Annotated in this window: 18 protein-coding genes and 1 tRNA gene; 8 read left to right on the top strand and 11 right to left on the bottom strand. The window is 65.2% G+C overall.

The window, feature by feature from the left end; genetic code table 11:
• Positions 1-51 precede the first annotated feature (51 nt).
• The 8 genes from AruPA_RS07690 to AruPA_RS07725 form a co-directional block, all read right to left on the bottom strand.
• On the bottom strand, positions 52-516 hold the full coding sequence (locus tag AruPA_RS07690; protein WP_265636086.1) for a type II toxin-antitoxin system RatA family toxin: 465 nt from the start codon (positions 514-516) through the stop codon (positions 52-54).
• A gap of 2 nt (positions 517-518) precedes the next feature.
• The gene (gene lipA / locus AruPA_RS07695; protein ID WP_265636266.1) at positions 519-1,463 is read right to left on the bottom strand and encodes a lipoyl synthase; all 945 of its coding nucleotides are present in this window, start codon (positions 1,461-1,463) and stop codon (positions 519-521) included.
• A gap of 7 nt (positions 1,464-1,470) precedes the next feature.
• Positions 1,471-2,868, bottom strand: coding sequence for a dihydrolipoyl dehydrogenase (gene lpdA, locus AruPA_RS07700; protein ID WP_265636087.1), 1,398 nt, complete (start codon positions 2,866-2,868; stop codon positions 1,471-1,473).
• Positions 2,861-3,355 carry a GNAT family N-acetyltransferase gene (locus AruPA_RS07705; protein WP_265636088.1) on the bottom strand — a complete coding sequence of 165 codons (495 nt, stop codon included), beginning with the start codon at positions 3,353-3,355 and terminating at the stop codon, positions 2,861-2,863. Before AruPA_RS07705 ends, lpdA begins: the two co-directional genes overlap by 8 nt.
• 143 nt (positions 3,356-3,498) lie before the next feature.
• The gene (locus AruPA_RS07710) at positions 3,499-4,806 is read right to left on the bottom strand and encodes a pyruvate dehydrogenase complex dihydrolipoamide acetyltransferase (RefSeq protein ID WP_265636089.1); all 1,308 of its coding nucleotides are present in this window, start codon (positions 4,804-4,806) and stop codon (positions 3,499-3,501) included.
• A 15-nt stretch (positions 4,807-4,821) separates the two neighbouring features.
• Complete coding sequence (locus tag AruPA_RS07715; RefSeq protein ID WP_265636090.1) at positions 4,822-6,222, bottom strand: pyruvate dehydrogenase complex E1 component subunit beta; 1,401 nt, start codon at positions 6,220-6,222, stop codon at positions 4,822-4,824.
• A 3-nt stretch (positions 6,223-6,225) separates the two neighbouring features.
• The gene (pdhA, locus tag AruPA_RS07720; protein WP_265636267.1) at positions 6,226-7,263 is read right to left on the bottom strand and encodes a pyruvate dehydrogenase (acetyl-transferring) E1 component subunit alpha; all 1,038 of its coding nucleotides are present in this window, start codon (positions 7,261-7,263) and stop codon (positions 6,226-6,228) included.
• Positions 7,264-7,492: 229 nt separating this feature from the next.
• Positions 7,493-7,849 carry a septum formation initiator family protein gene (locus tag AruPA_RS07725; protein ID WP_265636091.1) on the bottom strand — a complete coding sequence of 119 codons (357 nt, stop codon included), beginning with the start codon at positions 7,847-7,849 and terminating at the stop codon, positions 7,493-7,495.
• Positions 7,850-8,344: 495 nt separating this feature from the next.
• Here AruPA_RS07725 and AruPA_RS07730 point away from each other — a divergent pair, with 495 nt between their 5' ends.
• Positions 8,345-8,686 carry a hypothetical protein gene (locus AruPA_RS07730; protein WP_265636092.1) on the top strand — a complete coding sequence of 114 codons (342 nt, stop codon included), beginning with the start codon at positions 8,345-8,347 and terminating at the stop codon, positions 8,684-8,686.
• Between the two features lie 50 nt (positions 8,687-8,736).
• Here the strand turns inward: AruPA_RS07730 and AruPA_RS07735 are convergent, their stop codons facing one another.
• Both AruPA_RS07735 and ribA read right to left on the bottom strand, forming a co-directional pair.
• Positions 8,737-9,243 carry a L,D-transpeptidase gene (locus AruPA_RS07735; RefSeq protein ID WP_265636093.1) on the bottom strand — a complete coding sequence of 169 codons (507 nt, stop codon included), beginning with the start codon at positions 9,241-9,243 and terminating at the stop codon, positions 8,737-8,739.
• Positions 9,230-10,342, bottom strand: coding sequence for a GTP cyclohydrolase II (ribA, locus tag AruPA_RS07740; protein WP_265636268.1), 1,113 nt, complete (start codon positions 10,340-10,342; stop codon positions 9,230-9,232). The genes AruPA_RS07735 and ribA overlap by 14 nt, the downstream gene beginning before the upstream one ends.
• A gap of 487 nt (positions 10,343-10,829) precedes the next feature.
• Here ribA and AruPA_RS07745 point away from each other — a divergent pair, with 487 nt between their 5' ends.
• The 5 genes from AruPA_RS07745 to AruPA_RS07765 all read left to right on the top strand — a co-directional run bounded on the left by AruPA_RS07745 (position 10,830) and on the right by AruPA_RS07765 (position 16,614).
• A complete protein-coding gene (locus tag AruPA_RS07745; RefSeq protein ID WP_265636094.1) occupies positions 10,830-11,546 on the top strand; it encodes a response regulator transcription factor in 717 nt (238 codons plus the stop codon).
• A gap of 44 nt (positions 11,547-11,590) precedes the next feature.
• Positions 11,591-11,667: transfer RNA gene (locus AruPA_RS07750), tRNA-Arg, on the top strand.
• Positions 11,640-12,371 carry a hypothetical protein gene (locus AruPA_RS07755; protein ID WP_265636095.1) on the top strand — a complete coding sequence of 244 codons (732 nt, stop codon included), beginning with the start codon at positions 11,640-11,642 and terminating at the stop codon, positions 12,369-12,371. The genes AruPA_RS07750 and AruPA_RS07755 overlap by 28 nt, the downstream gene beginning before the upstream one ends.
• 390 nt (positions 12,372-12,761) lie before the next feature.
• Entirely contained in the window at positions 12,762-16,196 is a 3,435-nt protein-coding gene (locus AruPA_RS07760) for an indolepyruvate ferredoxin oxidoreductase family protein (protein ID WP_265636096.1), read from the top strand.
• Positions 16,197-16,308: 112 nt separating this feature from the next.
• On the top strand, positions 16,309-16,614 hold the full coding sequence (locus AruPA_RS07765; protein ID WP_265636097.1) for a hypothetical protein: 306 nt from the start codon (positions 16,309-16,311) through the stop codon (positions 16,612-16,614).
• On the opposite strand, the gene serB is transcribed toward AruPA_RS07765, so the two are convergent.
• Complete coding sequence (gene serB / locus AruPA_RS07770; protein WP_265636098.1) at positions 16,615-17,487, bottom strand: phosphoserine phosphatase SerB; 873 nt, start codon at positions 17,485-17,487, stop codon at positions 16,615-16,617.
• Here serB and miaA point away from each other — a divergent pair.
• Positions 17,486-18,478 carry a tRNA (adenosine(37)-N6)-dimethylallyltransferase MiaA gene (miaA, locus tag AruPA_RS07775; protein WP_265636099.1) on the top strand — a complete coding sequence of 331 codons (993 nt, stop codon included), beginning with the start codon at positions 17,486-17,488 and terminating at the stop codon, positions 18,476-18,478. The two genes, serB and miaA, sit on opposite strands and share 2 nt — an antisense overlap.
• A 53-nt stretch (positions 18,479-18,531) precedes the next feature.
• Positions 18,532-20,313 (top strand): acetolactate synthase 3 large subunit, encoded by a 1,782-nt coding sequence (locus AruPA_RS07780; RefSeq protein ID WP_265636100.1) that lies wholly within the window; start codon positions 18,532-18,534, stop codon positions 20,311-20,313.
• The last annotated feature ends 141 nt before the right edge of the window (positions 20,314-20,454 follow it).

The raw sequence follows: 20,454 nt of genomic DNA on the forward strand, positions 1-20,454 counted from the left end.
TCGTTGGTGTGTGCCGGTGTCGGGTGCTGCTCTTTTTAGAAAAGATCAGCCTCAGACCTTTACTTCCTGCCTCTGCACGATCTGCGGCGCGCCATAGATCGCCCGCGCCCTGGTCAGGAACGCCGCCACCATCCGCCGCACCGCCTCGGCAAAAACAGCACCGATCGCCTTTTGCAGAATAAAGCTGCGAAACTCGAAATCGACATAAAAATCGATCATCGTGCCGCGCGGATCGGCGATGAACCGCCATTCATTGCGCAGATATTTGAACGGTCCGTTCTCGTAATGCACATGAATCCGCTCCGGCGCTTCCAGCGTCACCCGCGAGGTGAAACTCTCCCGGAACGGCCCGAACCCGATCGTCAGATCGGCCACCATGTCGTTGCCGACATGCGAGCGTACCCGAGCGCCGACGCACCACGGCAGAAACTGCGGGTATTTGCCAACATCGGCGACCAGGTCGAACATCTGGTCCGGCCGATACGGCACGAGTTTGCGCTCGGCATATTTCGGCATCGTCAGGCCACCCGTTTCGCCGCACGCGCCGCCCGCAACGAAGCGAAATCCGCATCGGCATGGTAGGACGATCGGGTCAGCGGCGTCGCCGAAACCATCAGAAACCCTTTTGCGCGCGCCATCGCGGCCAATTCCGCGAATTCGTCGGGCGGCACGAACCGGTCTACAGCAGCATGCTTAACGGTCGGTTGCAGATATTGCCCGATCGTGAGGAAATCGACATCGGCGATCCGCAGATCATCCATCACCTGGCCGATCTCGGCCTTGGTCTCGCCCAGCCCCACCATCAGACCGGATTTGGTGAACACCCCGCCATCGAGCTGCTTGACCCGGTCGAGCAGACGCAGCGACTGGAAGTACCGCGCACCGGGCCGGATGGTCGGGTACAGGCGCGGCACGGTCTCCAGATTGTGATTGAACACATCCGGCTTCGCCTGCGTCACGGTTTCGATCGCGCCCGGTTTGCGCAGAAAATCGGGCGTCAGAATTTCGATCGTGGTCGCCGGCGTCGCGGCGCGGATCGCGCCGATCACCGCGGCAAAATGCGCCGCCCCGCCATCCGCCAGATCATCCCGATCGACCGAGGTGATCACCACATGCCGCAGCCCGAGCCGGGCCACGGCGGCGGCCACGCGCTCAGGCTCATCGGCCGCCAGCGGGTTGGGATGACCGGTGGACACATTGCAAAACGCGCAGGCGCGGGTGCAGATCTCGCCCATGATCATCATGGTCGCGTGGCGCTGCGACCAGCATTCGCCAATGTTCGGGCAGGCGGCTTCCTCGCACACCGTCACCAGCCCGCTCTCGCGCATCAGGGTCCGGGTTTCGAGATAGATCGGATGCGTCGGCGCCTTCACCCGGATCCAGGCAGGCTTGCGCTGGATCGGATTATCGCTCCGGTGCTGCTTTTCCGGGTGCCTGACCCGGTGATCTATTTCGGTACGCATCATGCGGTCAGAAGTGGATGACCTGACCATAGGCGTCAAGCACCGATTCATGCATCGCTTCACTGACCGTGGGATGGGGGAAGACCGTGTGCATCAGATCGGATTCCGTCGTCTCCAGCTGCCGAGCGATGACATAGCCCTGGATCATCTCGGTCACCTCGGCGCCGGCCATGTGCGCGCCGAGCATCTCACCGGTTTCGGCGTCGAAAATCGTCTTGATGATCCCCTCGGGCTCGCCCATCGCAATCGCCTTGCCGTTGCCGATGAAGGGAAACCGGCCAACCTTGATCGTGCGGCCAGACTCCCTCGCCTTCGCCTCGGTCATGCCCACCGAAGCAACCTGCGGGCGGCAATAGGTGCAGCCCGGAATATTGCCGGTCTCGAATTCATGCGGGTTGAGCCCCGCGATCTTCTCGATGCAGATGATCCCCTCATGGCTGGCCTTGTGGGCAAGCCAGGGCGGCCCGGTCAGATCCCCGATCGCGTAAATGCCGTTAACCCCGGTCCGGCCGAACCCATCGACCACCACATGCGTGCGCTCCACCTTCACACCCGCCGCCTCGAGCCCGAGATTTTCGAAATTACCAACGATGCCGATCGCCGAAATCGCGCGATCCGCCGTGATCCGGTGCTCCTGGCCGCCGGATTCGATGGTTACGGTAATGCTGTCGCTGCCCTTTTCGGCGCTCTTGAACACCGCCCCGGTCAGCAGCTTCATGCCCTGTTTCTCGAACTGCTTGTGCATGAAGGCCGAGATCTCCTCATCCTCGACCGGCAGAATCCGCGGCAGGGCTTCGATCACCGTCACCGCCGCCCCCATGTTGCGGTAGAAACTCGCGAATTCGATGCCGATCGCACCGGACCCGATCACCACCAGCGATTTCGGCATCATGTCCGGCACCATCGCCTCGCGATAGGACCAGATGAATTTGCCGTCGGGCTCCAGCCCGGGCAGCACGCGGGCCCGCGCGCCGGTTGCGAAAATAATGTGATTCGCGCTCAGCGTGGCAACCGGCTTGCCGTCCTTCTCGACGGCGAGACGTCCCTTGCCCGCCAGTTTGCCCGACCCATCGAACACCGTGATCTTGTTCTTCTTCATCAGATGCGCGACGCCGGACGACAATTGCTTCGCCACTCCGCGCGAGCGCTTGACCACCTTGGCGAGATCGAAGCGGACATTATCCGCCGCAAATCCGAACTCGCCGAGATTATGGAGCAAATGATTGATTTCCGATGAACGCAGCAGCGCCTTGGTCGGAATACAGCCCCAGTTGAGGCAGATGCCACCCAAATTCTCGCGCTCGACCAGGGCGGTCTTCATGCCCAACTGCGTCGCGCGGATCGCGGTGACATACCCGCCCGGCCCGCCGCCAACGACAATGACGTCGAAATTCTGATCAGCCATGTGTGGTCTCCTGCTTGGCAAGGGCTTCGAGCGCCTCGCCTTTGACGCGATAGCGCGTCCATTCATCGAGCGGTTCGGCCCCGAGCGATCGGTAGAACGCAATCGCCGGTGCGTTCCAATCGAGCACCTGCCACTCGAGCCGCGCACAATCGCGCCGGATCGCCTCCGCCGCGAGATGGCGCAGCAACGCCTTGCCAATCCCCCGGCCGCGCGCTTGGGGTTTGACGAACAGATCCTCGAGATAGATCCCGGCCTTGCCCGTCCAGGTCGAAAAACTGGTGAAATAGAGCGCGAAGCCGAGAAGGTCTTCATCTTCGGCAACGATCGCGTGCGCAAGCGGCCTGTCGCCGAACAGCGCCGCGTGCAGCATCGGTGCCGTCATGTCCACGGCATCCGGCGCGCGTTCATAAACGGCAAGGTCGTGCACCAGCGCGAGTACGGCATCGGTATCAGCCGGCGTCGCGTCGCGGAGCGTGAAATCAGGCATCAGGAAGCGAAGGCTTCTTTTTGAAAAAAGAAGCAAAAACTTTCATGAATCTGGTCTGGGGGCACACGCTCGCCACAGCCTACGACCCAACCCAAAAAAGTTTTTTGGTTCTTTTTTTCAAAAAAGACCATCTTGTCTTATCCCTAAAGCATCAGACTAAGCGGCGCCTCGACGATCGCCTTGAACGCCGCGAGGAACTCCGCCCCCACCGCGCCATCCACCACACGATGATCGCACGACAACGTCACGGTCATCACGGTCGCGATCGCCAACTCCGACCCCCGCACGACGGGCCGTTTCTCCCCGGCGCCGACCGCAAGAATGGCGCCCTGCGGCGGGTTGATGATGGCGGAAAAACTGGTGATGCCGAACATCCCGAGGTTCGAGATCGAGAACGACCCGCCCTGGAATTCCTCGGGTTTCAGCTTGCCGGATTTCGCCCGCGCAGCCAGGTCCTTCATCTCGTTGCTGATCGCGGCAAGCCCCTTCTGGTCCGCCTTGCGGATGATCGGCGTGATCAACCCATCCGGAATCGCGACCGCGACCGAAATATCCACGTCGTGATACCGGATCATGGCGTCATCGGTGAAGCTGGCATTGGCGGCCGGCACCCGCCGCAGCGCGACAGCGCTCGCCTTGATGATCAGATCGTTGACCGAGAGTTTGAACGCGCCCGCCCCATCCTTGGGCGACTGCGCATTGAGGTCGGCGCGCAGTTTCAGCAGCGCATCGAGTTCAACATCCATCGACAGATAGAAATGCGGAATCGTCTGCTTGGCAGCCTGCAGCCGCCTGGCAATCACCTTGCGCATCGAGGAATGCGGCACCGCATCGTGCGGCGCGGTGATCTCGGCCGGTTTTGGGGCCGGAGCCGCAACCGGTGCGCCACCAGCTGCCGCGACCGGTGCTGCGCCTGCCTGCGGCGCACTGGCCGGGGCGGCGGGCGCCTGGCCGCGGGCCGCGTCGATATCGGCCTTGACGATGCGCCCGTTCGGCCCGGACCCCTGAATACCCGCGAGGTCCAGCCCCGCCTGCTTCGCCATGCGGCGCGCCAGCGGCGAGGCAAAAATGCGGGCCCCATGATCGGACGTATCGTGCCCGTTCGCCTTGGGCTCGCCGCGCGGCGCCGGGGCCGGTGTCGCCGCCGCGGTTGCCGTGGGCGCGGCAGCCTCGGCTTTCGCCGCCGGCGCCGCGCTCGGCACCGCCTCACCGGCATCGACCAGCACGGCGATCGGTGCGTTCACCGCCACACCCTCGGTGCCCGCCGCCACCAGGATCTTGCCCAGCACACCCTCATCGACCGCCTCGACCTCCATGGTCGCCTTGTCGGTCTCGATCTCGGCGATCACATCGCCGGATTTGATGGTATCACCCTCCTTCTTCAGCCATTTCGCGAGGGTGCCCTCGGTCATGGTGGGCGATAGAGCCGGCATCAGGATGTTGGTGGCCATGGCAGCGCTCCCGGTTCAGAACAGTTTTTTCACGGCATCGACCACCCAGTTCGGCTGGGGCAACGCCAGTTTCTCCAGATTGGCGGCATAGGGCATCGGCACGTCGAGCCCCGCAACCCGCGTCGGCGGCGCATCCAGCCAATCGAACGCGTGCTCGGTGATCTGCATGGCAATCTCCGCGCCGATGCCCGCAAACGGCCAGCCTTCCTCGACACTGACGATCCGGCTGGTCTTCTTCACCGAGGCGACGATCGTCTCGATATCCAGCGGGCGGATCGTCCGCAGATTGATCACCTCGGCCGAAATCCCCTGCTGGTCGAGCAGCTCGGCCGCCTTCAGCGCAACATCGACCATCAGCGAAAAGGCAACGATGGTGACATCATCACCCACCCGCTCGATCTTCGCGCGGCCGATCGGCAGAATGAAATCCTCATCGGTCGGCACCTCGAATTTGTGCCCGTACAGAATCTCGTTCTCGAGAAAGATCACCGGGTTCGGATCACGGATCGCCGCCCGCAGCAACCCCTTGGCATCGGCCGCCGAATAGGGCGCGATCACCTTCAACCCCGGGCAATGCGCGTACCACGAGGCATAGCACTGGCTGTGCTGGGCCGCGACGCGCGCCGCCGCCCCATTCGGGCCGCGAAACACGATCGGGCACCCCATCTGCCCGCCCGACATATACAGCGTCTTGGCCGCCGAATTGATGATCTGATCGATCGCCTGCATCGCGAAATTGAACGTCATGAACTCGACGATCGGCTTCAGCCCGGACATCGCCGCCCCCACCGCCATGCCGGTGAACCCGTGTTCGGTGATCGGCGTATCGATCACCCGCTTCTCGCCGAACTCATCGAGCAGACCCTGGCTGATCTTGTAGGCGCCCTGATACTGCGCCACCTCCTCGCCCATCAGAAACACATCGCCATCGCGGCGCATCTCGGCAGCCATCGCATCGCGCAGCGCCTCGCGCACCGTCATCTCGCTGGTCGGGCCCCAGTCCTTTTCGCCCCAGTCCTTTTCGCCCGAGTCCTTTTCGCCCGAGTCCTTTTCGCCTGCAGGCGCGGGCGCAGGCTTCGCCTCCGCCTTCGGCGCGGGTTTCGGTTCAGACTTCGTATCCGCCTGAGGTGCCTCCGCCTGTGGCGCCTCAGCCGGCGCCGCCGCAACGCGCTCGCCCTTGGTCCCCAGCACCGCAATCGGCGCATTCACCGGCACGTTGTCGGTACCCTCCGGAACCAGGATCTTCAGCAACTCACCCTCATCGACCGCCTCGACCTCCATCGTCGCCTTGTCGGTCTCGATCTCGGCCAGCACATCGCCGGATTTGACCGTGTCACCGATTTTCTTCAGCCATTTGGCCAGCTTGCCCTCGGTCATGGTCGGGCTCAGCGCCGGCATCAGAACGTCCGTGCTCATCGCTTATGCCTCCACCAGAATATCGGTCCACAATTCGGATTCATCAGGCTCAGGACTCTCCTGCGCAAAATCCGCCGCTTCCTGAATCCGCTTCTTGATCTCGTCATCGATCCTCTTGAGCTGATCCTCGGCCACACCCAGCGCCTCCAGCTCCCTGCGCGCCAGATCGATGCAGTCATGCTCGGTGCGCATCTTCTGCACCTCCTCGCGCGTCCGATACTTCGCCGGGTCCGACATCGAATGACCCCGATACCGATAGGTCTTCATCTCGAGCAGATACGGCCCGTTGCCGGCGCGGCAATGCGCCACCGCCTGGTCCGCCGCCGCCTTCACCGCCATCACGTCCATCCCGTCCACCTGCATGCCCGGAATATGCCACGGCGCGCCGTTCTGGCTCAGATCACGCGAGGCCGATGCCCGCTCAACACTGGTGCCCATGCCGTAACGATTGTTCTCGATGATGAACACCACCGGCAGCTTCATCAGCGCCGCCAGATTGAAACTCTCGAACACCTGGCCCTGGTTCGATGCCCCCTCGCCGAAATACGCCAGCGTCACCCGGTCGTTGCCGCGATAATGATTGGCGAACGCCAGCCCCGCGCCCAATGAAACCTGCGCGCCCACAATGCCATGACCGCCATAGAATCCCTTCTCCTTGGAGAACATGTGCATCGAGCCGCCCTTGCCGTGCGAATACCCGCCCGCACGCCCGGTCAGCTCCGCCATCACACCCTTGGGGTCCATGTCGCACGCAATCATATGGCCATGGTCGCGATACGAGGTGATCACCTGATCGCCCGGCTCCAGCGCCAGCTGCATGCCGGTCACCACCGCCTCCTGGCCGATATACAAATGACAGAAACCCCCGATCAGCCCCATGCCGTACAGCTGGCCGGCCTTCTCCTCGAACCGGCGGATCAGCAGCATCTTGGAATAGGCAGCCAGCAATTCATCCCGATCGAGCGCAGGAGCAGCCTTGCCGGTGCGCTTGCGCGCCGCCGAAGATGTTTTGGTGATCGATTTCGCCTGGCTTGCCGCCATATCCCCCTCCATCAAATCAACGGGCAACGATACTCGCCCCTCCATCGCCGCAACCGTGCCGATTGGCAAGCGTGTCATGAAAAAAACATCGATGGTGCAATGCAATACGGGCGTTAACCCGAATCCGGTTAACGCCTTACCCGCCCTTCAAACCATCACCCGCGCGCCGTCTGAACCCCGCACCCCACCACCCTCATGCGCCTCACCTATGCGCAGCGCATGACCCCGCTCACGGCTTGCCCGGCGGTGGCAAGGGCGCGGCCGCCGCCCCCGGCGCGCCACCCCCACCCGAAGCAGACGCCCCCGGCGGCAACGGCTTCAACGGCACCGCCAGATCATCGGGATTGGCAAGGTTCAGCACCGAACGCGCCTGCGCATTCAACATATCCCGGTCGATCGCATGATGGCGCAACGCATCCACCCGCGCCTGCCATCGGTCCCGCCGCGCCTGCACCCGCGCCAATGCCGCCTGGTCCCCCACCAGCAACCCCTGATCGTGACGCTGCGCCGTAATCCCACGCGACCCCTTGATCGCATTGAACACGAAATACCCCGTCACAATCAGCAACAGCAACGGGACAATCATCGCCCTGATCCGCCGCTTCACAAAAACCGCCCGCTCATCACACAAACCACCCAACCCCACACACCCCAACAATGCCGCCCCGCCCCACCCCTCGGCAAGACCCCATGGTCATGGGATGTCAGATCAAAGGGGATGGGCGCCTGGGCCGGAGCAAGCAAGGCGGGGGGCTTTGCCCCCTCGACCCCCACTAAGGGCTCAGCCCTTAGAACCCTTTAGTTTTAGGCAAGGGGAGGGCGACCCAGGCCAGATCGACGGAACCACCGAGGCCACGCCCTCCCCTTGCCTAAAACTAGTGGATTTTAAAGGCTCCGCCTTTAACGGGGTCCAGGGGCAGCGCCCCTGGCCTTCCTTGCCCCAGCCCGATCACCCAACCCCATCGATCCCTCAACCCATGACCATGAAATTTTCGTCAGCCGTATTTCGCCCGAATTGCCGCCCCTCCTTTGCCATGATGCGTAACTATATCCGTCTGTAGCTTAACGAGGAGTTATGATCATGAACCGCAATCCGAACCGTCAGGGCCAGGCCATCCGGCGTATTCTGGTTCTGGCTGGGCTGGCTGGTGCGCTTGGCGTGGCGACCGCCGGCACTGCGTCCGCCGATCCGCCGTGGCAGCATGACGGTGGCTGGCATGGCCGGCCGGGCTGGCATCACGGCGGCGACGATGACTGGCGGGGCGGCTATCGCGGCCCACGCGGTTACTACCCGCCGCCGCCGCCGGTCTATTATGCGCCGCCCCCGCCGCCTCCGCCGCCGGTGTATTACGCGCCGCCGCCGCCGGCCTATTACGGCCCGCCGACGCTGTCGTTCGGCATCAACGTGCCGATCGGACACTGATCACCTGCGTTTGATTTTTTGTTCGGGCCATCCGCGGCCCGAACGCGCTTTTATTGTGCGATAACCTCGATCGCGGTGAGGCCTCTGGCCAAAACCGCGATCAGATCGTCAGGTGCCAGCGCGATGCAGCCGGCGGTCGGCGCATAATCAGGTCGCGCCGCGTGCAGAAAAATCGCCGATCCCCGGCCCGGCATCACCGGCGCGTCGTTCCACCCCAGCACGCCGATCACATCATACAGCGCATCGTCCCGCCACAGCGCCTCGTGCCGCCCAGCGTGCGGCACGCGGATCATCCGGTTGTAATCGGCGTGCTGCGGATCATCGCACCAGCCGTCGCTGCGCGCGATCGGCTCGGTCAGCACCGCGCAGCGCGGCATGGCGATGCGATCGGCCCGATACAGCACCCGCCGCAGCGCCAGCAGCCCGGCCGGTGTGCCGCGATCGCCTTCCTCCTTGTGCCGCACGATGCCCCGCGCCCCGATCGCCGCGCGAAACCGCTCCTGGGCCAGCCATAAATACCCATCGCCCCGAACCTGGGCGATATTATTCAAATACATGCCCCATTCGCGCGGCCTTGGTGGCAAGGTAGCCGTCATTGACGCCGTTGGGCGCCATGACATGCGCCACCCGTTCGGCGATCTCGATGCCGCAGGCGGTCAGCCCGGCGGTCTTGTCCGGATTGTTGGTCAACAGCCGAATGCGATGCAGGCCGAGCGCGTCGAGCATTGCAGCCGCGATGTGAAAATTCCGCTCATCCGCCTGCCAGCCGAGCGCGCGGTTGGCATCGACCGTATCCAGCCCGCCGTCCTGCAGCGTATAGGCCCGCAGCTTGTTGATCAGCCCGATGCCCCGGCCCTCCTGTGCCAGGTACAGCACCACCCCCGCCCCTTCATCCGCCATGCGCCTGATCGCACCCTTCAACTGCGGCCCGCAATCGCAGCGCAGCGAGCCGAGCAGATCGCCGGTGAAACATTCGGAATGGATGCGCACCAGCGGTGCCGCCTGGCTCGCCGGATCGCCCACCAGGATCGCCATATGCTCGATCCCCTGATCGAGCGCGCGAAACGCGATCAGCCGCGCATCCGGCGCATCGGCGAGCGGAATCGCCACCTCGGCGACCCGGTGCAGGGTGGCCGCGAGCTCGGTCGGATACGCCAGCAGATCCGCGGCCGGCACCACCAGCAGCCCGGCGCCGAGCGGCAGCGATGCCCAGCCCGCGCGCACCGGGGCCGCGACCATCGCGGGCAGCAGGCGGGCGAGTTTGCCGAGCGCGAGCGCCGCCGCCGCCTGGTCCGGCACGGCCGCGCGGTCAAACCGCGGCAATATCTGTTCGAGCGTCGGGTCCGCCGCCCGGCGCAGCGTCTCGGCGTCGATCAGCGGCCGCGCCAGGGCCAGCGCGACCGCCTCACCCGGTTCGGCAATCGCCACCCCGAGCACCGCCTCCGCGCGGGCGGGCGCCAGCAGCAGGCACGCCGGCCCGGCCGCCAGCCGGTCGATCAGATGCAACCCTTCGGCGCCCACGGTCTCGGCGGGCGCGGCGATCAGGGGTCGCGGCCCGGCAATGATCACCGGCACGCCGCGCCGGCTGTCGGCAACCGCCCGATGGACGGCCCTGGTGCGAGGCGCACCCATCGTATCCGTGCGAGGCGCACCCATCGTATCCGTGCGAGGCGCACCCATCGTATCCGTGCGAGGCGCACCCATCGTATCCGTGCGAGGCGCACCCATCGTATCCGTGCGAGGCGCGCCCATCGTATCGGTGCGCGGCGCACCCGTCGTCTCCGTGCGCGGCGCGCTCACCCGATCCGCGCGGAAAACGCCGCCGGCATCGCGATCAGGCGTAACAGAGGGCAACAGGGTCATGGCAATTCATTCATCTTGTCCCAATATCGCCAAAGGGCGGCGCGCCCTATGGCTGATACGAGCCCCATATATGGATGCGGGCAGGCAAATCGGCCAGAGGGCGCCGCCGGGTCGTAACCAGCAGGGCATTGCCTGCCGGGCGTGCCGTGCGTGCCTCATACCGTGCCTTGCCTTAGCAAATCGCCGTGATCGGCCCCGCAAGGGTGGCGTGAAACGGCGGCAGCCGTTATCGCGGGAACCATATCGACTGGTCGAATTGCGTTTTTCGAGGAACCGAACCATGACGAGCCACCACCCCATCCTGATTGTCGACGATGATCGGGCGTTGCGCGCCACGCTGAGCGAACAACTCCAGGCCGGGAACGAGTTCGCCCCGACAGAGGCGGGCACGATCGCCGAAGCCGAGGCGATCCTCGCCAAAGGCGACCAGCGGTTCGATGCCATCATCCTCGATGTCGGCCTGCCGGACGGCGACGGCCGCGGTTTCTGCGCCAGGCTGCGCAAAGCGGGCATGAAAATCCCGATCATCATGCTGACCGGCTCGGCCGAAGAGCAGGATGTGGTGCGCGGCCTCGATTCCGGCGCCACCGACTATGTCGCGAAACCCTTCCGCCTCGCCGAACTGCTTGCGCGCCTGCGCGCCCATCTGCGCAATTTCGAAAGCAGCGAAGACGCGGTGCTCCAGATCGGCCCCTACACGTTCCGACCGGCGATGAAACTGCTGCACGAACCGGTCAAGAACCGCCGCATCCGCCTGACCGACAAGGAAGCGGCGATCCTGAAATACCTCTACCGCGCCGGCGGCAAGTCGGTCGGCCGGCAGATCCTGCTGAACGAGGTCTGGGGCTACAACGCTGCCGTCACCACCCACACGCTCGAAACCCATGTCTACCGCCTGCGCCAGAAAATCGAACCCGAACCCAACCAGGCCCGCCTGCTGATCACCGAAGGCGGCGGCTACCGCCTGAGCCAGGAAGCCACCGAACCGGTCGCCTGACCCCGGTTTGGCGCGGCGTTGGCGCTTTGCTATACCAACGCCACGTCTCCGTAGCTCAGCAGGATAGAGCACAGGATTCCTAATCCTGGGGCCGTGGGTTCGAATCCCGCCGGGGACGCCAATCCCTCCCACGCCCTGCGCCCCGCTTCCCGCGCCGCAACCGACGCGATCGCAAATTCCGCTTTCGCACCCCCCACCCCCCTGTTCTATAAAGCCCGCGTGTCAGAAACCCGCGCGCAACCCCCTTTCACGATCGTCTGCTTCGCCACCGTGATGGACGCACTCTGCGCGGTCGTCGCCGAAAAAGGCCGCGCCGCCTTCATCCCCGCGCCCATGGTCCATTTGATCTGGACCCGCCTGCGCAACCTTACCGCCCGCTTCCTCGCCGCCCTCGCGCGCGGTGCCCATCCAGCCCGCCCGAACCGCCCCGCGCCCAAACCACAGGCGAGGCCGAACGCCGAACCTGCCGCCGCACCCTCCGACCAGCCGCGCCGCAAGCGCCTCACCCTGCCGCGTCGCGAAGCCTGGCTCTATCGCCTGCTGCCCGAAACCGGCTTCGCCCGCTTCGGCCTGCAGCATCTCCTGTCGGACGCTGAATTCACCGGCTTCCTGCAAGCCAACCCGAAACTTATCCGCATCCTTGCCCCGCTCTATCATGCGATGGGCATCGACCTTCCCGCCGAACCGCCCTTCTTCCCCGACCATCCGCCGATCGTGGACTCCCGCCGTCACGTCCTGTTCGGCGCACCGGAACCCGACCCATCGGAACCCGCCACACCCGCACCCCCGCCGCCCGGCCCGGATTGCAAAAATCGACCCGCCTGACCACCGCGCGCAATTGCATCACTATCGTTACGATATCGTATCATTATACCCGCGGGCACCCGCGACCCGGCCGCCAGCCCCGCGCGTTTCGATCACAATCGCGTGATAATTTGCGTTGCGTGACGCCGCCTCCGCCCTCACCGGCCCCACCGATCACGCCGGACGAAATATTATTTCCTGGAAAACCCGCAACCCCCGCCGCACCCGCGCTCGGCTCGCCCTCAGCGAGCAGTAAATCAAAACATCCGCCCCGCCGCCCAAAACCGCCGCAAACCGCTGATTTATCTCGCCAATCGCCCGGCTTCTGCACATACTCATCTCAGGGAAGACACGCCGTTCACGGTAGTCGCATATCAAACGCACCGCTCAGGTGCAGGAGCGAACCGCGCCATGAAGACCGCCGAACACGCGCGCGATGCGCGCTACACCGCCGCCGCCGGCCCGATGATCCTCACCGGCACCCAGGCGTTGATCCGCCTGCTGATCACCCAGCGCCGGCGCGACCGCGCGGCCGGTCTGAACACCGCCGGCTTCCTCTCCGGTTATCGCGGTTCGCCGCTCGGCGGGCTCGACATCCAGGCCTTCGCCGCGAAAGCAGCACTCGAAGCCGAAAACATCGTCTTCAAACCCGGCCTCAACGAAGACCTCGCCATGACCGCGGTCTGGGGCTCGCAGATGACCCCGCTGTTCCCCGGCCACACCGCCGATGGCGTGTTCGCCATGTGGTACGGCAAAGGCCCCGGCGTCGATCGCTCGGGCGATGCGCTGAAACACGCCAATTTCGCCGGCACTACCAGAAACGGCGGCGTCCTCGTCGTCACCGGCGACGATCACGCCGCCAAATCCTCCACCATCGCCAACCAATCCGAACAGGCGCTGATCGCCGCATCGGTGCCGGTTCTCGCGCCGAGTTCGATCCCCGATATCCTCACCCTCGGCCTCTACGGCTGGGCCGCCTCGCGCCACGCCGGGCTCTATCTCGGTTTCAAGACCGTCGAGGAAATCATCGACTGCACCGCCTCGATCACCGCCGATGCCGATCTCCCGATCGTGATGCCCGAGATCGACCCCGCAACCGTCGCCATGCGCCTGCATGAACCGATCCTGGCCCAGGAAGCCAGGATGTTCCGCATCCGCCACCCCGCCCTGCTCGACTTCGTCCGCGCCAACCCGATCAACCGCATCATCGATCGCGCACCGGGAGCCCGGATCGGCATCGTCACCGCCGGCAAATCCTTCCTCGATGTCGAACAGGCCCGCACCGACCTCGCCCTCGATGGCATCAGGGTGCTCAAACTCGGCATGACCTGGCCGCTCGAACCCGGCATCATCCGCGACTTCGCCCAGGGTCTCGAGGAGATCATCGTCGTCGAGGAAAAACAGCCGCTGATCGAAACCCAGATCAAGACCATCCTCTACGGTACCGCCAACGCGCCCAGGGTGCTTGGCAAGACCGACGACCGGGGCCACACCCTCCTGAAACCGGAATCCGACCTCTCGGCCGCCGAAATCACGCTGGCGCTGGGCGATCGGGTCCAACGCCTCCACCCCACCGCGGCCCGCGCCGCGACCCTCGCCAATCTCCGCGCCAATATCGCTGTCGCGCAAACGCTCGATTTCGGCGCCCACCGCACCCCGCATTTCTGCTCCGGCTGCCCGCATTCGACCTCCACCGTGGTGCCGGAAGGCTCGCGCGCCATGGCCGGCATCGGCTGTCACTACATGGCCAGTTGGATGGACCGCGAGACCGACGTCTTCTCCCATATGGGCGGCGAGGGCGTCGCCTGGATCGGCCAGGCGCCTTTCACCACCGAAAAACACGTCTTCGCCAATCTGGGCGACGGCACCTACCATCATTCCGGCAGCCTCGCGATCCGCGCCGCCATCGCGGCCAGGGCCAATATCACCTACCGCATCCTATTCAACGACGCCGTCGCAATGACCGGCGGCCAGCACGTCGATGGCCCGCTCACCGTCCCCCAGATCACCCGCCAGATGCGCGCCGAAGGCGTCACGCGGATCGCCATCGTCACCGACGAGCCGGAAAAATACCACGGCGTCACCGATCTCGCCCCCGGCGTCACAATCCACCACCGCCGCACCCTCGATGACGTCCAGCGCAGCCTGCGCGAGACCGAAGGCGTCACAATCCTGATTTACGATCAGACCTGCGCGACCGAAAAACGCCGCCGCCGCAAACGCGGCACCATGGCCGACCCGGCCAAGCGCGCCTTCATCAACGAGCGCGTCTGCGAAGGCTGCGGCGATTGCTCGAAAACCTCCAACTGCGTCTCCGTCGTGCCCGTGGAAACCGCATTCGGCCGCAAACGCGCGATCGACCAATCCTCCTGCAACAAGGATTTCTCCTGCGTCGAAGGGTTCTGCCCCAGCTTCGTCACCGTGCACGGCGCCGGGCTGAAAAAACCCGCTATCACCCTGGAAAACGCCCCGACCGACCTGCCCGAACCCGTCCTGCCCAGCCTCGACCGCCCGTGGAACGTCGTCATCGCCGGCATCGGCGGCACCGGCGTCGTCACCATCGGCGCCCTGCTCGGCATGGCGGCCCATCTCGACGGGTCGAAAATCTCGGTGCTCGACGTGCTCGGCCTCGCGCAGAAAGGCGGTGCGGTGGTCTCACATGTCCGGTTCGGCGGCACCGCCGGCACCGGCCAGTCGCTGCGCATCCCGCAGGGCCAGGCAAATCTCCTGCTCGGCTGCGACGCGCTGGTCGCCGCCGAGCACGAAACGCTCGACTGCCTGGGCGAAGCCACCACGGCCGTGGTCAATCTGCATGAAACCATCACCGGCGATTTCACCCGCAACCCGGATGTCTCCCTGCCGATGCGCCGGCTGCGCGCCACCATCGCGCAGCGCATCGGCGAATCGAACCTGGCCACCATCGAAGCCACCAAAATCGCGACCGCCCTGATGGGCGATGCGATCGCCACCAATCTGTTCGTGCTCGGCTACGCCTGGCAGGCCGGGAAAATCCCGGTTGCCCGCGCCTCGATCGAGCAGGCCATAAACCTCAATAATCAGGCGGTCGCCCTCAACCTCGCCGCGTTCGCCTGGGGCCGCGCCGCGGCACTCGATCTCGAAGCGGTCGCAGCCAAACTGCCCGGCCAGCCCGGCAACGCCGCCCCACCCGATCTCGACAGCGTGATCGCCCGCTTCCGCGACGAGCTGATCGCCTACCAGAACACCGCCTACGCCGGGCGCTACATGGACCTGCTGGCCGAAGCGCGCCACGCCGAGCAGCGCATCCGCCCGGGCTCGACTGTCTTGACCGAAGCGGTCGCCCGCAATCTCTATAGGCTGATGGCCTACAAGGACGAATACGAAGTCGCCCGCCTGTACGCCGCCCCGGCCTTCCGCGCCGCGATCGCGGCACAATTCGAAGAGGGTGCAACGCTCAAATTCAACCTCGCCCCGCCCTTGCTCGCCACACGCGACAAGCGCACCGGCCACCAGCAAAAGCGCGAATACGGCGCCTGGATGCTGCGCGTGTTCGGCGTGCTGCACCATTTCAAAGCCCTGCGCGGCACCGCCTTCGATCCGTTCGGCCATACCGCGGAACGCCGTGGCGAACGCGCCCTGATCGCGCGCTACGAAACCTCGCTGCGCGCGGCCCTGCCCCGATTGAGCCAAGCGAATTTCAATCGCGCCGTCGAACTCGCCAGCCTGCCGGCGCAGATCCGCGGCTACGGCCATATCAAGGCGCGCAATCTCGCCGCGGTCGAACCGCTCTGGGCCAGTCTGGATGCCGCATTCACCCCCACGGCACCGGCCCAGGCCCCGCAACCGTTCGGCATCGCGGCCGCGTAGCGCGATCGACCTGGAATTGAGTCACAAAATGCATAGGTTTGTTACAAGGCATCGACCTATATGACCTGTATCGGCACCGCATCACCGGTGCCCCATTGAATGGAGAACGCTCATGCCATCCCGCGTTTTGCCTGCCCGGTTCAATCGTAAGCTGCTCGCCGCGGCAACAGTCGCCCTGGTCGGGGCGACCATTGCGATCCCGCAATCGGCCTACGCCTGGTGGGGTGGACCGCGCTTCGGGATCGGTATCTCCGTGCCGTTGGTCGTCCCGGCGCCGCCGGCCTATTACCCGCCGCCGGCTTATACCTATTACGCGCCGCCGCCGCCGGTCTATTATCGCCCGCCGCCGCGCGTGTGGATTCCGCCGCATCGCAACTGGGCCGGCGCCTGGGTGCCGGGCCATTGGGTCTGGCGGTAACTAGGCGCGAAACACCGAAGCGGGATATCCCTGCACGAACAGCAGGGCCCGCAGATCGGCGTGGTCGACCTGAAGCCTGGTCTGCTGCCGCAGCACGGGCTTGGCGCGATAGGCGATTCCCATGCCCGCGTCGGTGATCATCGCCAGATCATTGGCGCCGTCGCCCACCGCCATCGTCGCCCCGAGCTTCACACCGCGCAGCGCGGCGATCTCATGCAGCGCGGCGCGCTTGGCGTCGCGGTCCAGGATCGGCTCGCCGACCACCCCGGTCAGGCGCGAGCCGTCGTCGAGCAGGGCGTTGGCCCGATGAGAGTCGAACCCTAGTTCAGCCGCCACCCGGCCGGTAAAATATGTGAACCCGCCCGAAACCAGCGCGGTGACGGCGCCGTGCGCGCGCATGGTGGCAACCAGCTCGCGCGCACCCGGCATCAGTTCGGTCTTGCGCCAGGTGCGTTCCAGGGCCGTGATATCCAAACCGCGCAGCAGCGCGACCCGCTCCCGCAGGGCTTCGGTGAAATCGATCTCGCCGGCCATCGACCGCCGGGTGATCGCCGCGACCTGCTCGCCGACGCCGGCTTCGCCCGCCAGTTCGTCGAGCGTTTCGGACGTGACAATCGTGCTGTCCATATCCGCGATCAGCACCGCCTTGCGCCGGCCGCGCGCCTTGACGCACAGCGCATCGATCGGCGCGCCGTCCAGCGCTTCGGCGATGAGGGCGCGCTCAGGCTCCATCATACAGGGAATTTCCGCCGCCTCGCCCGGCGAGAGCCACGCCGCCTCGCCGCCCGCGACCGATCGGCGCACGCGCTCGACCATGGCATCGGTCAGCGAAACCTTGCCGCGCGGAGCGACCAGCACCAGAACGAATTTCATGGAGACATCGCCTAAAGCAATCGCCCCCGGTTCGACAAGCGCGCCAGACCTCCGGCCGATGATCGTCATCGCCGGCCCGACCGCCTCGGGCAAGTCGGCGCTGGCGCTGGCGGTCGCGAAACGGTTCGGCGGCACCATCATCAATGCCGACGCGATGCAGTGCTACGCCGATTGGCGGATCATCACCGCGCGGCCGAGTGCGGCCGATGAAGCCGTGGCACCCCACGCGCTCTACGGCGTGCGCGCGCTCGATCAACCGGTCGATGCCGCGTGGTGGCGCGCCGCGGCGCTGCGCGTGCTGGAAAATACACCCCTGCCGATCCTGTGCGGCGGCACCGGAATGTATCTGAGCGCGCTGATCAACGGCATCGCCGCCATCCCCGACCCCGGCAGCGCCGCACGCGCCGAGGCACGCGCGCTGCTCGACCGGCACGGCCCGGCCTGGCTGCACGACTGGCTCGCGGCGCGCGATCCGGTGACGGCGGGCCGGCTTCGTCCATCCGACCCGCAGCGCCTTGCCCGCGCGGCGGAGGTCTGGCTCGGCACCGGCCATGGGCTCGCGCATTGGCACGCGCTGCCGCGCGCAAGCCTTACCGGCTATCGGCTCGGCGTGGTGCGGCTCGACCCGCCGCGCGATGATCTGCGCGCGGCGATTGCGGCGCGATTCGCCGCCATGCTCGAGGCCGGCGCGCTCGATGAAGTGCGGCAGGTGCACGCGCGCAACCCCGATCCTGCGCTGCCGGGGCTGCGGGCGCACGGCGTGCCGGAACTGCGCGCGCATCTCGCCGGCGAGATCACGCTGGCGGCGGCGGCAGACCGCGCGATTGCCGCCACACTGGCCTACACCAAGCGCCAGAGCACCTGGTTTCGCCACCAGAGATTGGCCGATGCCGGCGCAACGCAGATGATCCATGCGCGATTCAGCCATGCAACGCAATATTCGGAAAGTTTGGATCGTTATTTTATTTCATTTATTAACAATGCGGGTTGACGCATAGGGTCACCACGGGCTACCCATAGGGCTCGCTGATACAGGACGAATTGATGAACGCGCTTAACACCATTGCCGTTTCCGGCGCCGAAACGCTGCTCCGTGCCCTGCGGGCGCAGGGCGTCGATGTTATTTTCGGCTATCCCGGCGGGGCTGTGCTGCCGATTTATGACGCGTTGTTCCAGCAGAACGCCATTCGCCACATTCTGGTGCGCCACGAACAGGCCGCGGTCCACGCCGCGGAAGGCTATGCCCGCTCGACCGGCAAGACCGGCGTGGTGCTCGTCACCTCCGGCCCCGGCGCCACCAACGCGGTGACCGGTCTGGTCGATGCGCTGATGGACAGTATTCCCGTGGTCTGTCTGACCGGGCAGGTGCCGACCCATCTGATCGGTAACGATGCGTTCCAGGAGGCCGATACCACCGGCATCACGCGGCAGGCGACCAAGCATAACTACCTGGTCAAACGCTCGGAAGATCTGGCGCGCATCGTGCACGAGGCTTTCTATGTCGCGCGCACCGGACGGCCCGGCCCCGTGCTGATCGACCTGCCGAAAGACATTCTGATCAACCCCGCGCCCTACGATGAACCCGCGACCGGGCCGCACCGCAGCTATCGGCCGCGCACCGAACCGGACGCGGCACGCATCGCCGAGGCCGTGCGCCTGATCAAGACGGCGCGCCGGCCGATTTTGTACACCGGCGGCGGCATCATCAACGCCGGACCCGAAGCGTCCGTCCTGCTCGGCGAATTCGCGCGCCTGACCGGCGCGCCCGTGACCTCGACCCTGATGGGTCTGGGCGCGTTTCCGGCAGCCAACCCCGCGTTCCTCGGCATGCTCGGCATGCACGGAACCTACGAAGCCAACCTCGCGATGCATGGCTGCGACGTGATGGTGAACCTCGGCGCGCGGTTCGATGACCGGGTGACCGGCCGGCTCAATGCGTTCTCGCCGGGCTCGAAAAAAATCCATGTCGATATCGATCCTGCCAATATCAACAAGAACGTCGTGGTCGATGTGCCGATCGTGGCCGACGCCACCCTGGCCCTGCGCGCGCTGATCGAGGCCTGGAAATCGGACGCCACCCGCCAGGACCGCGGCGCACTGGCCGATTGGTGGGCGCGCATCGAAACCTGGCGCGCCAAGGACTGCCTGAAATTCACCCAGAGCTTCGAACCGGGCGCGATCATCAAACCCCAGCACGCGATCAAGCGGCTCTGGGAGCTCACCCGCGACCGCGAAACCTACATCACCACCGAAGTCGGCCAGCACCAGATGTGGGCGGCCCAACACTACCGCTTCGAACACCCCAACCGCTGGATGACCTCCGGCGGGCTCGGCACCATGGGCTACGGTCTGCCCGCCGCCATGGGCACCCAGCTTGCCCACCCCGATGCCCTGGTGATCGATATCGCCGGTGAGGCCAGCATTCTGATGAACATCCAGGAAATGGGCACGCTCGCACAATACCGCCTGCCCGTGAAAATCTTCATCCTCAACAACGAATACATGGGCATGGTCCGCCAATGGCAGGAACTCCTGCACGGTAGCCGCTACTCCGAAAGCTACTCGGCAGCATTGCCCGATTTCGTCAAACTCGCCGAAAGCTTCCACGCCGTCGGCCTCCGCGCCAACACAATCGATGACCTCGACCGCGTGATCATGGACATGATCGCCTCGGACCAACCCGTCATCGCCGATATCCACGTCGACCGCTTCGAAAACTGCTTCCCGATGATCCCCTCCGGCGCCGCCCATAACGACATGATCCTCGGGCCGGAACACGAACAGGAAGCGCGCGACATCACTGACGAAGGGTTGGTGCTCGTTTAAGGGAAGCAAGGTTAAGCACTGCTTTTTTGTAAAAAAGCAGCAAAAAACTTTTGATCCTTTGGGTCCTCGCCTCTGAGTACTGCAGCACCTTACGCGTCATGCGAGCGAAGCGAAGCAATCCAACCACCCAACCTTGAGTAA

Origin of the sequence: Acidiphilium sp. PA (genome assembly GCF_026191915.1) — a bacterium.
In the GTDB taxonomy this organism is placed as follows: domain Bacteria; phylum Pseudomonadota; class Alphaproteobacteria; order Acetobacterales; family Acetobacteraceae; genus Acidiphilium.

Excerpts from the sequence above, each read along its gene's own strand:
- AruPA_RS07690 (WP_265636086.1), bottom strand. The coding sequence starts at position 516 with ATGCCGAAATATGCCGAGCGCAAACTCGTGCCGTATCGGCCGGACCAG.
- lipA (WP_265636266.1), bottom strand. The coding sequence starts at position 1,463 with ATGCGTACCGAAATAGATCACCGGGTCAGGCACCCGGAAAAGCAGCAC.
- lpdA (WP_265636087.1), bottom strand. The coding sequence starts at position 2,868 with ATGGCTGATCAGAATTTCGACGTCATTGTCGTTGGCGGCGGGCCGGGC.
- AruPA_RS07705 (WP_265636088.1), bottom strand. The coding sequence starts at position 3,355 with ATGCCTGATTTCACGCTCCGCGACGCGACGCCGGCTGATACCGATGCC.
- AruPA_RS07710 (WP_265636089.1), bottom strand. The coding sequence starts at position 4,806 with ATGGCCACCAACATCCTGATGCCGGCTCTATCGCCCACCATGACCGAG.
- AruPA_RS07715 (WP_265636090.1), bottom strand. The coding sequence starts at position 6,222 with ATGAGCACGGACGTTCTGATGCCGGCGCTGAGCCCGACCATGACCGAG.
- pdhA (WP_265636267.1), bottom strand. The coding sequence starts at position 7,263 with ATGGCGGCAAGCCAGGCGAAATCGATCACCAAAACATCTTCGGCGGCG.
- AruPA_RS07725 (WP_265636091.1), bottom strand. The coding sequence starts at position 7,849 with ATGATTGTCCCGTTGCTGTTGCTGATTGTGACGGGGTATTTCGTGTTC.
- AruPA_RS07730 (WP_265636092.1), top strand. The coding sequence starts at position 8,345 with ATGAACCGCAATCCGAACCGTCAGGGCCAGGCCATCCGGCGTATTCTG.
- AruPA_RS07735 (WP_265636093.1), bottom strand. The coding sequence starts at position 9,243 with ATGTATTTGAATAATATCGCCCAGGTTCGGGGCGATGGGTATTTATGG.
- ribA (WP_265636268.1), bottom strand. The coding sequence starts at position 10,342 with ATGGGTGCGCCTCGCACGGATACGATGGGTGCGCCTCGCACCAGGGCC.
- AruPA_RS07745 (WP_265636094.1), top strand. The coding sequence starts at position 10,830 with ATGACGAGCCACCACCCCATCCTGATTGTCGACGATGATCGGGCGTTG.
- AruPA_RS07760 (WP_265636096.1), top strand. The coding sequence starts at position 12,762 with ATGAAGACCGCCGAACACGCGCGCGATGCGCGCTACACCGCCGCCGCC.
- AruPA_RS07765 (WP_265636097.1), top strand. The coding sequence starts at position 16,309 with ATGCCATCCCGCGTTTTGCCTGCCCGGTTCAATCGTAAGCTGCTCGCC.
- miaA (WP_265636099.1), top strand. The coding sequence starts at position 17,486 with ATGGAGACATCGCCTAAAGCAATCGCCCCCGGTTCGACAAGCGCGCCA.
- serB (WP_265636098.1), bottom strand. The coding sequence starts at position 17,487 with ATGAAATTCGTTCTGGTGCTGGTCGCTCCGCGCGGCAAGGTTTCGCTG.
- AruPA_RS07780 (WP_265636100.1), top strand. The coding sequence starts at position 18,532 with ATGAACGCGCTTAACACCATTGCCGTTTCCGGCGCCGAAACGCTGCTC.